Source organism: Micromonospora sp. RB23 (assembly GCF_053585025.1).
On sequence record NZ_CM132111.1, the window covers coordinates 724,597 to 736,877 of the forward strand.

A 12,281-nucleotide genomic window follows, 5' to 3' on the forward strand; every position below is an offset into this window, starting at 1 on the left:
GACCTTTTCAGGCGTCGCTGGTGGTGATCAGCACCTTGCCGACCGCCGAATCCTCGACCGCCTGGTGCGCCGCGGCGGTGTCGGCGAGCGGGTAGCGGTGCAGCGGCAGACCGGCGTCCGCGCCCACCCGGAGGCCGCCCTGGTTGGCCGCCGCCGCCACGTCGACGACTCCCTGCGCCTTGGCCGCCTTCGGCTCCGTGTAGACCAGCACGAACTGCCAGCGGGCGTTGACCACGTACAGCGGTCGGATCGGGAGCGTCACCTCGGTCCCGCCGTTGTCGGCGTACACGCAGACCGCGCCGCCGTTGCGGATCATCTGCGCGTCCATCGCCGCGTTCTGCGCCGGGGCGACCTCCACGATCGTGTGGACCCCGTCGGGAGCGATCTTGCCGACCTCCTCGACCACGTCCTGCTCGCGATAGTTGACCACGTAGGAGGCGCCGGCCGACGCCGCGAGCTGCGCCTTCTCCGCACTGCTCACCGTGGCGATCACCGTGGCGTCGGCCCAGCGGGCGAGCTGGATGGCCGCGTTGCCCACCGCGCCCGCGCCACCCTGCACCAGCACGGTGTGGTCGGCCAGCGCGCCGGCGCGCAGCGCGTCCGGCATGAACTCGCCGGCCGTCAGGCAGCGGTGCGCGGTGAGGAACGGAATGCCGAGGCTCGCCCCCAGCTCGAACGACGCGTCGCCCAGCGGCACCGCCTGACGCGCCGGCACCAGCGTGTACTCCGCGCTGGTGCCCCACGGCCGCTGCCAGGCCGCCTCCCAGATCCAGACCCGCTCGCCGATCAGCTCCCGGTCGACCCCCTCGCCGACCGCCTCGACGACGCCCGCCCCGTCCTGCCCCGGGATCTGCCAGCCGTCCGGCGGGAAGGCCCGCCGCGACTTCCAGTCCGTCGGGTTCACCCCGGAGACCGCCATCCGGACCAGCACCTCGCCCGGGCCCGGCTCGGGGACCGGCCGGTCCACCAGCTCCAGCACCGACGGGTCGCCGGTGCGCTCGTACACGATGGCCTTCATCAGTGATCCCCTCGCTGGCCGGCGCGTCACGCGCCCGGCGTGCCGTCTGCTGCGGTACCCCGCACCGATCCCGTCATGCCAAACCGTCCACCAGCTCCGGGGTCAACTCACCGATCGACCCGACCGTCACGGCCGCGAGCCCGGCGGCGTCCGCATCGAGGGGGTACGACGCGTGCGGCACCGCCACCACCCGCATCCCCGCCGCCGCGGCCGACCGTACGCCGTTCGACGAATCCTCCACGGCCGCGCAGCGGACCGGGTCGACGCCCAGGCGCTGCGCGACGCTCAGGTACACGTCCGGCGCCGGCTTGCCCCGCTCGGTCTCCTCGGTGGACAGGGTCGCGCCGAACGCGTCGGTCAGGCCGGTGGCCTCCAGCGCCGCGGCGATCAGCCGGGTCGGCGACGAGCTGGCCAACCCGAGCGGCCACCGCGCGGCCAACCGGCGCACCACGTCGTCCGCGCCGTCGATCAACGGCACGTGTTCCCGGTAGCGCTGCGTCATCTCCCGGACCACCTCGTCGGCGACCTGCGCGGCGGTGCGCCGCACACCCAGCTCGCCGCTGAGGTAGTGGGCCCACTCGCCGGTGCTCATGCCCATCAACCGGCGCTGGGTGTCGGGCTGCCAGGTGCCACCGTGTGCCGCCACGTACGCCCGCCGGACCTCCTCCCACACCGGTTCGGAATCCACGATCACGCCGTCCAGGTCGAAGACCACCGCATCCACCACGGGCCCATCCTGCCCGACGGAGGGACCCACGGTCAGGCGGGCAGCGCGGGCAGCCCGATCGGGCTGTCGGGCGGGATCACCGTGTGGCAGGACCGGGCCATCGGCTCCAGCAGCTCACGAAGGCGGTCGGTGTCGCCCGGGCCGAGCGCCTGCCAGGGATGCTCGGCGGCCCGGTCGGTGGCGTCCTCGATCGCCTGGAACGCGGCGTGGCCGACGTCGGTGGGGGTGCCGTCCCCGGCCAGCCAGCCGCGCCGCGTCAGCCGCTCGCGGGCGGCCCGCCACTGCTCCTCGGACCAGCCCCGGCCGAGCAGGCTCTGGGCCGACATGTCCACCGCGACGCGCCAGGCCAGCACCTCCACCGGATCCAGGCCGGCAGCCACCAGCGCGGCGATGTGTCCGTCGCCGCGCAGCTCGCGCAGCGTGGTGGCGGCCTGCCAGAGCCGGGCGAGGGGGTACTCACCGACCGGCAGCGCCGCGTTGGCCGCGCCGAGCACCCGACCGGCGGTCTGCGCCGCCGAGGCGGCCCGCTCCAACAGGTCGGCGGCCTCGGCCAGGTGCCCCTCGGGCAGCTCGTAGGTCAGCTCGGCCAGTGCCTGCACCGCGCCGGTCAGCCGGGCGCGCAGCGCCTCCTGCGGGTTGGCCAGCCGCCACACCGCCGGCAGGGCCCGGCTCACCATCGGCGGCGCGAAGCTGAAGAAGGCGGCGACGACCGGAGGGGCCTCGGCGGCGCCCAGCGGCGCGGCCCGACCGGCGAAGTAGCCCCGCCAGTAACCGCGCAGCCCGACCGCCTCGTACGCCGCACGGGCCCGAGGGTGGAAGTAGGTGACCGCGTGCAGCGGCTCGAAGTACGTCCACATCACCCGGGTGGTACGTCCGAGCTCGTCCAGCGCCGTCACGTGCACCTCCGCCGTCCCGCGTCCGCATGGTCACCCCGGACGGCGGGCCGGCCGGGGTGACGCCGAACCTACTGCCGGAGGGTGACGGGCAGGAAGCCCCATGTGAACAAGGCCATCGCGCCAGGGCGACAACCGGGGCGATCCGGACGGGTCACTGGGCGGCGAGCACGTCCACCACGAAGCGCAGCGGACCGGTCGGACGGCCGCCGGCGTTCGCCTCGTCGTTGCCGTACGCCAGTTCGCCCGGGATGTCGAGCTGCACCCGGCTGCCCACGGTCACGCCGACCAGGCCCTGGTCCCAGCCCGGGATGACCTGGCCCACGCCGATCGGGAAGGTGGCCGGCTGGCCGGCGTTCCAGGACGAGTCGAACTCCTTGCCGTCCTTGTAGAAGACGCCCACGTAGTTGGTGGTGATGTTCTGCCCCTTCTTGACCGCCGGGCCGGTGCCCTTGATCATCGGGGTGACCGTGAGCTTCTTCAGCTCGCCCGTGCCCGCCTTAACCGTCGGCTTGCTGCCCAACGCCGGGTCGGCGCCCGGGGGAAGCTGCGGCGCGGGCGGCGCGGTGGGGGCGTCCGGCGCCGGGGCGGAGGCGGACGGGCTGGCGCCGGAGGCGGTGCTGGGCTTGTCGTCCCGGTTGCTGTCGATCCAGACGAAACCGCCGATCAGCAGCGCCATCACGGCGACACCGGCGAGCCCGCCGGCCCATGCCTGGCGGCGGCGCTTCGCCTCGGCCGCCTTCTGCGCCGCCAACTGGGCGGCGAGCCGCCGCCCCGCCTTCGTCGCCGGGCTCTGGCCCTCCGACCGGTTCTCCTGCGTGCGCTCGCTCACGTCGTCGACTCCCTGCTGCGAAGGTGTGGCCGGCACCCGGTGCCGGGGGGAAAGCCGACGCACACGGTACTCGCCCAGCGGCCCGCTGTGCCCGCCCCGCACGTCTCGGATCGCCCGGAAACGTCGTTCGCGGGACGTTACTCCGGGACCACCATGAAGTCGGTCACGAACGAGGTGACCCTCCCGTCGGCGGTCCGCCCGATCCAGGTGCCGTAGCAGCCGTCCCCCCAACCCGTGCAGACGGTGACGATGTTCGCGCCGGTGGGCTCGTCCAGGACGGCCGCGATCAGCCCTGGAACCGGCGACGAGGGCAGCTCGGCGGGGATGAAGACGTCCTCGATCCGCTCCTCGTCCCAGCTCTCCATCGCAGCGAGCGCGGTCGGGTCGGCCAGCGTGCCGGCGCCGGCGTCCACGCCGTACCCGAAGTAGTCGCCGTCGCCGAGCGCGGCGACGTCCTGGTCGCCCACGACGGCCTGCTCCCAGCGGGTCGTCGGCTCGGCGCAGATCACCAGTTCCAGCGCGGCCACCCGCCGGTCCACCTCGGCGTCCTCCCGCACCACCACGGCCACCCAGGCGCGGGCCTGATACCGCCCCGGCGCGACGGTCACCGTGTACGGCTCGGCCTCCGGTACGACCAGCGGATCGCACCCGACCACCCGTCCGGTCGGCAGCACGACGTCCCCCAGCGGGTGGGCCTCGACGACGTACGCGCCGTGTTCGTCGGTGAAGCGCGCCCCGGGCGTCAACAACCGGTCCAGGTCAGGGGTGTACGGCATGGGGGCTCCTCCGGTGGCCGACGGCCGGCGGAGCGTACCCGGTCCAGCGGACACCGGCGGTGCCGCGTACCTCAGGCGCTCTTGCGGGGTGCGGTCTTGCGCGCGGTGGTCTTCTTCGCCGGCTCGGTCTTCTTCGCGGCGGTCTTCTTGGCGGCGGTCTTCTTCGCCGGCTCGGCCGCCTTCTTCTCGGCGGTCTTCTTCGTCGCGGTCTTCTTCGCCGGCGCCTTGGTGGCCTTCTTCTCGGCCGCCTTCTGCGCCGAGCGGGCCGACGAGATGGGCGTGGGCTCGCCGCCGCCACCTCGGGCAGGCTGTTCGCCGCGCGCCGCCCGGGCCCGGTCCACCGATGCCTTCAGCGCGGCCATCAGGTCCACCGCCGCGGCCGGCGCCTCCTCGACCTCCTCCGGCTGCACGACCTCCCGACCCTCCACCTTGGCGTCGATGACCTCCTGCAACGCGGCCCGGTAGTCGTCGGTGAAGACGTCCGGCTCGAACTCGCCGGTCATCGAGTCGATCAGGGAGCTGGCCATCGCCAGCTCCGGCGGGCGTACCTTCAGGTCCTCGTCGAGGAAGCCGAAGTCGGGGGTACGGATCTCGTCCGGCCAGAGCATGGTGTTGAGCAGCAGGACACCCTCGCGGACCCGCAGGGTCGCCAACTGCTCCCGCTGGCGCAGCGCGACCTTGACGATGGCCACCCGCTCCGAGTCGAGGAGCGCGTCCCGCAGCAGCACGTACGGCTTGGTCGCCGTGCCCTCCGGCTCCAGGTAGTACGCCTTGTTGTAGAGGATCGGGTCGACCTGCTCGGCGGGTACGAACTCCAGCACGTCGATCGCCCGGGAGCTGGTCAGCGGCAGGTCGGCGAAGTCCTCGTCGGTGAGGATCACCATTTCGCCGCCGCCGATGTCGTAGCCCTTGGCGATGTCGTCGTAGGTGACCTCCTCGCCGCAGACCGAGCAGGTGCGCTTGTAGCGGATGCGGCCGCCGTCCTCGCGGTGCACCTGGTGGAACCGGATGTCCTTCTCCTCGGTCGCCGAGTAGAGCTTCACCCCGATCGAGACGAGCCCGAACGACACGGCTCCCTTCCAGATGGCACGCATCCTGCGCTCCCTTCCCCGGTATCGACCATGCTCGCATCCGCAGGAACTCCACGCGAGGTGTTCGGCGTGCTACTACAGTCGGGTCGTGCCCGGCGCGCCGCTCAAGCCGATGCTCGCGATGACCGGGCCGCTCCCGGCGGGTGACGGCTGGGCGTACGAGTTCAAGTGGGACGGGGTCCGGGCGCTCGCCGACATCTCCGGCGGTGCGCAACACCTCTATGCCCGCTCCGGCGTGGAGATCAGCGCCGCGTACCCCGAACTTGCCACCCTGTCCGAGCAGGTCGGCGACGCGCTGCTCGACGGCGAGGTGGTGCTCCTGGGCGAGGGTGGGCAGCCGTCGTTCACGGCGTTGGCCGAGCGGATGCACGTCCGGGACCGCACCAAGGCAGCCCGGCTGGCGGCGGTCATGCCGGTGACGTACATGATCTTCGACCTGCTGCGCCTCGACGGCGACGACCTGACCGGCTGGTCGTACGAGCGGCGCCGGGACGCCCTGGACGCACTCGCGCTCGGCGGCGCGCGGTGGGCGGTGCCACCGGTGTTCGCCGACGGCCCGGCGACGTACGAGGCCGCCGGGGAGCACGGCCTGGAGGGCGTGATGGCCAAGCGGATGGGGGCCGTCTACCGCCCCGGGGTGCGCTCCCCGGACTGGGTGAAGGTCAAGCTGGAGGTGACCGGCGACTTCGTCATCGGGGGCTGGCGGCCGGGCGCGCGTCGCATCGGCGGGCTGCTGGTGGGGGTGCCCGGCCCGGACGGTCGGCTGATCTACCGGGGTCGGGTCGGTGGCGGGATCGGCGCGGCCATCGAACGACAGCTCCTCGCCGAGCTGGAGCCGCTGCGTTCCGGCGCGTCCCCGTTCGCGGCGGGTGTGCCGCGCGAGGATGCCCGGGGGGCCATCTGGGTAGAACCCCGGGTGGTGGTGGAAGTGAAGTACGGCCAGCGCACCCCCGACGGTCGGCTGCGCTTCCCCCGGGTGCTGCGGTTGCGCCCGGACAAGCCGCCGGAGGAGGTCGACGATGCCGGCTGAGAAGCTGCGGGTGGACGTCGAGGGCCGCGCGCTGGAGCTGTCCAACCTGGACAAGGTCCTGTATCCAGCCGTCGGCTTCACCAAGGGCGAGGTGATCGACTACTACACGCGGATCTCGCCGGTGCTGCTGCCGCACCTGGCCGACCGGCCGGTCACCCGCATCCGCTTCCCGAACGGGGTGGACGACAAGTCCTTCTTCGAGAAGAACAAACCGGCCGCGACCCCGGACTGGGTACGCGTCGAGACGCTGCCCGCGCCCGGGTCGACGAAGGGCCGCGAGACCATCGACTACGTGGTGGCCGACGACCTGCCCACCCTGGTGTGGCTGGCCAACCTCGCCGCGCTGGAACTGCACACGCCGCAGTGGAAGGTCGACGAGCACCCGGACATGATGGTTGTCGACCTGGACCCGGGACCGCCGGCCGGGCTCGCCGAGTGCTGCCCGGTGGCGGTGCTGATGCGAGACCGGCTCGCCGACGACGGCATCGACTCGTACCCGAAGACGTCCGGCAAGAAGGGCATGCAGCTCTGCTGCCCGATCGCCGGCACCCAGTCCGCCGACGACGTCTCCGCCTACGCGCGTCGGATCGCGCAGGAGTTGGAGAAGGCGCACCCGAAGCTGATCGTCTCGAAGATGGCGAAGAACCTGCGCCCGGGGAAGGTCTTCATCGACTGGAGTCAGAACAACGCGGCGAAGACCACCGTCGCGCCGTACTCGCTGCGCGCCCAGCGGACGCCGTCGGTGTCGACGCCGCTGACCTGGGACGAGGTCGAGGCCGGCGCACGAGGCCGGAGACCGGCCGTGCGCCAGTTCACCGCCGCCGAGGTCCTGGACCGGGTCGAGGAGTACGGCGACCTGCTCGAACCGCTGCTCGACGGCGGCCCGGAGCTGCCGGCCAAGGGCTGACCCGGGCTGCTGCCGTGGCGCAGTCGGAGGTCGAAGGTGACCGTGGGTCACCTTCCCTGGTGCGGATGCGCCCGTGAGCGATATACCTCAGAGTCATATTCATACCTCTGAGGTATATCGCTCATCAGCGCGAGCCCGCCGCCTGTGCCGCATCGACCGGTACGAGCGACTGGGCCAGCCTGGCGTAGCTGTCGCCTCCGTGGCCCGCCGCGACGGCCCGTTCGATGATCGATTGCACGGCCTGTAGCGGCGCGGGGTCGACACCGCGTGCGGCCGCGGCGTCCCGGACGTGGGCGACCGCCGAGCCGGCCGACGCGATGGTGGAGATGTCGGCGGCGAAGGTCCCGGACGTGAGTTGCTCGGCGAACCGGTCGGCCATGTCCGGCAACAGGCCACCGATTCCTCGGGCGAAGCGGGCGAACGCGGTCGGGGCGATGCCTTCGGTGATGGCCAGGGCGAAGGCGTGCGCGAGCCCGCCGACGGACATGGTGAACAGGTCGAGCAACGCCATCTCGTACGCCGCCGCCGTGCCGACGTCCGCCCCGAGGTAGGCGTTGGTGCCACCGAAGCTCTCCAACCGGGGAAGGCTCTCGTCGAAGAGGGCCCGGGGACCGCTGTAGAGGATTGTCGCGGCCGCTGTCCCGATGGTCGGCGCGGGCGTCAGGATCGCACCGTCGAGGTAGCTGACGCCCCGCTGCGCCGCCCAGCTCGCCATCTCCCGTGCCTCGGCTGCGTGCCCGCTGCTGAGGTTGACGAACGGTCCGCTCAGCGGGCGGTCGAGCCCCGACAGGATGGCGCGTACCGCTCGGTAGTTCATGACGCAGGCGATGACGACCGATGCCCGTTGCGCCGCGTCGGCCACCGTCGGAGCGAGCACCGCCCCCTGGGCCACCAGCGCGGTCGCCTTGTCGGGTGAGCGGTTCCAGAGCACGGTGGGGTGGCCGGCGGCGAGCGACGCGGCCGCCAGCGCCCGGCCCATCGGGCCGAGCCCCAGCACGGCGACGGTGGCAGACTGTCTGTCCAGGTTGGGATGTGTCACAGCGCCGACGCTAAACCTTCACGTTGACGTCAAGGTCAAGCCCTGATCTGCTGTCGATGTGCGGATCGGCGAACTGGCGCGGGAAGCGGGCACCACCCCACGCGCTCTGCGCTACTACGAGGAGCAGGGCCTGCTGCGACCGGCCCGTCTCGCCAGCGGCTACCGTCACTACGACCCGCAGGCCGTGGGCACGGTGCGGCACATCCAACTGTTGTTGTCCGCCGGCCTGAACACCGCGGCGATCGCCGAGATCCTTCCCTGCATCCCCGACGACGTGACCGTGCTGGCCCCCACCTGCCCCGAACTGCTCGACGCGCTGGCGGTGGAACGCGCCCGCATCACGGCGTCCATGGATCGGCTCGCTGCCGCCCGTGCTGTCCTGGACCGGCTCATCCAGGCCGGCCCGGCAACCCGGCGGCCCACCCACTGACGGTCCGAAATCGTCCACGCGCCCGTGACAACCTTCCACGGGTCCGCTGCGTGGTAGGGGCGTGACCGACCAACAGGAACCTCTGTCCGCGACGGACCGGTCCTACGTCGCGTTCGTCGAGGTGGCGTGGGAGCGACATATCCGGCTGGCCATGCTGCTCTGCGGCGACCGGTGGCGGGCCGAGGAGTTGCTCCAGGACAGCCTGGTCCGGGTTTACGAGCGGTGGCGGCGGCTGTCCCGGCTCGACGACCCGCACGCCTACCTGCGCCGGGCGCTGGTCAACAACCACACCTCGATCTGGCGGCGACGCCGGCGCGAGAGCCTCGTCGCGGACGTCCCCGACCGGGCCGTCCCGGGCGGCGGCAGCGACCCCGACGCCGACGTACTGCGCCGGGCGCTGCTCGCGCTGCCGGCGAAGCAACGCGCGGTCGTGGTGCTGCGCCACTACGAGGACCTGAGCGAGCGCGAGGTCGCCCAGGTGCTGGGTTGCTCGCTGGGCACCGTCAAGAGCCAGAACGCTCGGGCGTTGGGCGCGTTGCGACACCTCCTGAACAGATCCTTCGACTCGGTGAGCAGGTGACAGTCATGAACGACATCGACGACCGTCTGGTACGTGGACTACACGACCTCGTGGACGGCGAACCGGATTCCGCCCCGGACGTGCCGGCGCTGATCGAGCGCGGTCGGCGGGGTCGCCGCCGCCGGGCGACCGCCCTGGCCGGTACGACCTGTGCGCTGCTGGCGTTGGGCGTCGGCACCGCGGTCACGGTGACGACGAACGCCCCACCCGAGCGTCCCGGCGTCACCGCCCAGGCCGCACGTCCGGGCCCGGTCCCGCCGGCGCTGCGCCTGGTCTCGGCGGCCACCGCCAGCGAGAACATCAGCTACCGGATGCGTCTCACCAATTCGGGCCCGGGCGGGCTGACGTACGAGGGCGCGTTCGACCCGAGGACCGCCACGGGTTACGTCCGGGTGCCGCACGACGACTCGATTCAGACCGAGTTGCTGATCGACGGCACCCGGTACGAGGGCGCGGAACGGCCGCAGGGCGAGTTGCCGACCGACAAGGGCCCGGGCGAGACGTATGGCCGCTACGGGCAGTACCCCGGTAGGTACGACCGCCTCTCGTTGCAGGGCGACGGGAACGCCGTGCTGGGCGCCGCCCAACCCGACCCGGCCGCTTTGTTCGCTGCCCTGAGGAGCGCGAACGCGATGGTCACCGAGAACCCGGACGGCACACTGCGCTTCACGTACGCGACGGCGGACCGGGACGGGTCGACCAGCACGACCGGTGACGTCACGCTGGACCGCGACGGTCGGATCGCGACGGTGGCGCTCGCGGTCACCTGGGAGTCGACGGCGAAGGGCCGGCTGGACCGGGGGACGGTCACCTCGACGCTCGCGCTGTACGACTACGGCGTCGAGGTGACGGTCGAACGCCCGACCGACGTCGTCATGGTCTCGAGGTAACAGCGGGTGGCCCGGCGTCCACGCTTGTGGACGCCGGGCCGGACGTGGCAGGGCGCAGCCGCCACCACGCGCCGCCGACCAGGGCCAGGGTCACGACACTCACCGCGACGTCGCCGGCCAGGGCCGCCGCCGGGCTCGCCGGGGAGTACGGCGGCACCAGGTACGCGAACGCGGCGGCGCTGACCACGTTCGCCGAGGCGGCCGCGAGCACGTGCCGCTGTCCCCAGCCGGAGCCCGCCGACCAGTAGACGACGACTGCTCCCAGCGCGGCGGTGAGCGCCAGCGCGACGGCCACCCCGGGCCAGCCGGGCGTCGGGTCGGTGAAGAGGTGGGCGACGACGACCAGCAGGCCGACCCAGAGCGGGTGCGGCACCCACCGGGCGCGACGTGGGCGGGGGCGACCCCAGCGGGGCAGCAGGGCTGCCGCGACGAGGGCGAGAACGACCGCCGTGGCGAAGCCCAGTTGCAGCGGGCTGGCCAGGAAGTTCTTGCGACCCTCGGGCGAGGTGAAGACCAGCAGGCTGCCGAGCAGGTAGAGCACCCCGGCCACCGCCAGTCCGTGGCGCCCGAGCCACGGTCGATGCCGCCGCTGCGCGCCGAGGAACGACTCGACGAACACGATCGGCGCGCAGATCGTCAGCAGGATGTGGTTGCCCACGTAGTCGTACGCCTGGCGGAGGCTGAACCCGAGCCCCGGCACGAGTGACGCCTCGGCGGCGGCGCGGGTGTCGGCGTACTGGGTGTCGTCGAGGTAGCCGGGGTTGAACAGCGACTGGTCCACCAGACCGGCCTGGAGGACGCCGAACGCGGCGGCGAGCAGCACGATCGTCGGCCATCCCGCGCCGAGGCGTCGGGCGGTCTCCCGGATCAGGATCGCCGCCCCGCCGTACATCGGGCCCAGAGCGATGATCACTGGGAGGAAGTCGTCGATGGCGAAACCGCCCCACGAGCACTCGGCCGCCCAGGGCGCGAGCAGCAGCAACGCCACCACCGGCACGAGCCGCCGGCGCAGCGGGAGACGGTCGGCGCGGCCCGGGGTGGCCTGCGACCCAGCGGAACGATCGACGGGGTCGGGGGCGTCTTGCGGCGCGACCAGGCCGTCGGTCTTGGCGGCCTCAAGGGCCTGCGGCGCGGCGAGACGGTCGGTGGGGTCGGGTTCGGGCGGCACGGATGCTCCTCGGCTGCTCGGCGGGCGTCGCCCGTCACCGTGCGCGAGCCATCCGGCCAACCGCCACGGCCATCGGCCGATGACGACGGCGACCAAAGTCGTTGCGTAGGGTGGTGCGGACGTCGTCACCACCGGGAGCACGCGGATGCAGCCACACTCCACGACCGACCTGCCGGTCCCGCCCACCGCCATCGACAGCCCGCTGCTCAGCTACCGCGACGAGGCGACCGGTGAACGCGTCGACCTCACCGCCCAGCAGGTCGGCGCCTGGTCCGCGCGCAGCGCGAGCCTGCTGCGGGACGGCTGCGGGCTCGGCCCCGGCAGCCGCGTAGCGGTGCTACTGCCGCCGCACTGGCGTACCGCCGCGGTGTTGTTGGGCGCGTGGGCGTGCGGCCTGGCGGTGTCGTTCCGGCCGCGCGCCACGGCGGGCCTGCCGGTGCTGGAGCCCGGCGGCGACCGGCCGTTCGACGCGGTTTTCGTAACGCCGGAACGGCAGGACGACTGGTTGGAGGACGTGCCGGACGCGCCGCACCGGTACCTGGTCGGCACCGGGCCGGGCCGGCTCGCGGACGTGCCGCTGGGCTGGTTGGACTGGTCTGCCGAGGTGCTTCGCCACCCGGACGTCACGCCCGACCACACCGCCATCCACCCGTCGGATGCGGCGAGCGCGGACGGCACGACCTACGGGCAGTGGGGCGCGCTCGCCCGGGAGGTCGCCGGGATGCTCGACCTGCGGGCCGGCGACCGACTGCTGGTCGACGCGGCCGAGCACGAGCAGCCCCTGAAGTGGTTGCTCGCGCCGCTGTCGGCGGGCGCGTCAGTGGTCATCAGCGCCAACCTCGACCCGGCCCGGCGGGACGCGATCGTCGCCGCCGAGCAGGTCACCCGGGTCCTCTGACC

The 12,281-nt window shown here is 72.8% G+C and carries 14 protein-coding genes; 6 read left to right on the plus strand and 8 right to left on the minus strand.

The window, feature by feature from the left end; all coding sequences use genetic code 11:
• Positions 1-7: 7 nt before the first annotated feature.
• The 6 genes from ACTFTM_RS03330 to ku all read right to left on the minus strand — a co-directional run bounded on the left by ACTFTM_RS03330 (position 8) and on the right by ku (position 5,340).
• The gene (locus ACTFTM_RS03330; RefSeq protein ID WP_449564394.1) at positions 8-1,018 is read right to left on the minus strand and encodes an NADPH:quinone reductase; all 1,011 of its coding nucleotides are present in this window, start codon (positions 1,016-1,018) and stop codon (positions 8-10) included.
• 73 nt (positions 1,019-1,091) lie between these two features.
• Positions 1,092-1,745, minus strand: a complete 654-nt coding sequence (locus ACTFTM_RS03335) for an HAD family hydrolase (RefSeq protein ID WP_449564395.1) — start codon at positions 1,743-1,745, stop codon at positions 1,092-1,094.
• A gap of 32 nt (positions 1,746-1,777) precedes the next feature.
• On the minus strand, positions 1,778-2,602 hold the full coding sequence (locus ACTFTM_RS03340) for an SCO6745 family protein (protein WP_449566528.1): 825 nt from the start codon (positions 2,600-2,602) through the stop codon (positions 1,778-1,780).
• Positions 2,603-2,792: 190 nt separating this feature from the next.
• Positions 2,793-3,506: an FKBP-type peptidyl-prolyl cis-trans isomerase gene (locus tag ACTFTM_RS03345; RefSeq protein WP_449566529.1), complete on the minus strand. Its 714-nt coding sequence runs from the start codon at positions 3,504-3,506 to the stop codon at positions 2,793-2,795.
• A 101-nt stretch (positions 3,507-3,607) separates the two neighbouring features.
• Positions 3,608-4,246 carry a DUF4241 domain-containing protein gene (locus ACTFTM_RS03350; RefSeq protein ID WP_449564396.1) on the minus strand — a complete coding sequence of 213 codons (639 nt, stop codon included), beginning with the start codon at positions 4,244-4,246 and terminating at the stop codon, positions 3,608-3,610.
• A 71-nt stretch (positions 4,247-4,317) separates the two neighbouring features.
• Positions 4,318-5,340, minus strand: coding sequence for a non-homologous end joining protein Ku (gene ku, locus ACTFTM_RS03355; RefSeq protein ID WP_449564397.1), 1,023 nt, complete (start codon positions 5,338-5,340; stop codon positions 4,318-4,320).
• Positions 5,341-5,425: 85 nt separating this feature from the next.
• Between ku and ligD (ACTFTM_RS03360) the strand changes: the two genes are divergently transcribed.
• Together ligD (ACTFTM_RS03360) and ligD (ACTFTM_RS03365) are read left to right on the plus strand one after the other, a co-directional pair.
• Positions 5,426-6,367 (plus strand): non-homologous end-joining DNA ligase, encoded by a 942-nt coding sequence (ligD, locus tag ACTFTM_RS03360; RefSeq protein WP_449564398.1) that lies wholly within the window; start codon positions 5,426-5,428, stop codon positions 6,365-6,367.
• Positions 6,357-7,274, plus strand: coding sequence for a non-homologous end-joining DNA ligase (gene ligD, locus ACTFTM_RS03365; RefSeq protein WP_449564399.1), 918 nt, complete (start codon positions 6,357-6,359; stop codon positions 7,272-7,274). The genes ligD (ACTFTM_RS03360) and ligD (ACTFTM_RS03365) overlap by 11 nt, the downstream gene beginning before the upstream one ends.
• A 124-nt stretch (positions 7,275-7,398) precedes the next feature.
• Here ligD (ACTFTM_RS03365) and ACTFTM_RS03370 read toward each other — a convergent pair whose 3' ends face one another.
• Positions 7,399-8,313: an NAD(P)-dependent oxidoreductase gene (locus tag ACTFTM_RS03370; RefSeq protein WP_449564400.1), complete on the minus strand. Its 915-nt coding sequence runs from the start codon at positions 8,311-8,313 to the stop codon at positions 7,399-7,401.
• A gap of 58 nt (positions 8,314-8,371) precedes the next feature.
• Here ACTFTM_RS03370 and ACTFTM_RS03375 point away from each other — a divergent pair, with 58 nt between their 5' ends.
• From ACTFTM_RS03375 to ACTFTM_RS03385, 3 genes are all read left to right on the plus strand, one after another.
• Positions 8,372-8,743 carry a MerR family transcriptional regulator gene (locus ACTFTM_RS03375; RefSeq protein ID WP_449564401.1) on the plus strand — a complete coding sequence of 124 codons (372 nt, stop codon included), beginning with the start codon at positions 8,372-8,374 and terminating at the stop codon, positions 8,741-8,743.
• Positions 8,744-8,804: 61 nt separating this feature from the next.
• The gene (locus tag ACTFTM_RS03380) at positions 8,805-9,323 is read left to right on the plus strand and encodes a SigE family RNA polymerase sigma factor (protein ID WP_449564402.1); all 519 of its coding nucleotides are present in this window, start codon (positions 8,805-8,807) and stop codon (positions 9,321-9,323) included.
• 5 nt (positions 9,324-9,328) lie between these two features.
• The gene (locus ACTFTM_RS03385; RefSeq protein WP_449564403.1) at positions 9,329-10,213 is read left to right on the plus strand and encodes a hypothetical protein; all 885 of its coding nucleotides are present in this window, start codon (positions 9,329-9,331) and stop codon (positions 10,211-10,213) included.
• On the opposite strand, the gene ACTFTM_RS03390 is transcribed toward ACTFTM_RS03385, so the two are convergent.
• Positions 10,197-11,381, minus strand: coding sequence for a hypothetical protein (locus tag ACTFTM_RS03390; RefSeq protein ID WP_449564404.1), 1,185 nt, complete (start codon positions 11,379-11,381; stop codon positions 10,197-10,199). The two genes, ACTFTM_RS03385 and ACTFTM_RS03390, sit on opposite strands and share 17 nt — an antisense overlap.
• Positions 11,382-11,526: 145 nt before the next feature.
• On the opposite strand from ACTFTM_RS03390, the gene ACTFTM_RS03395 reads away from it, so the two are divergent.
• The gene (locus tag ACTFTM_RS03395; protein ID WP_449564405.1) at positions 11,527-12,279 is read left to right on the plus strand and encodes a TIGR03089 family protein; all 753 of its coding nucleotides are present in this window, start codon (positions 11,527-11,529) and stop codon (positions 12,277-12,279) included.
• Positions 12,280-12,281: the final 2 nt, after the last annotated feature.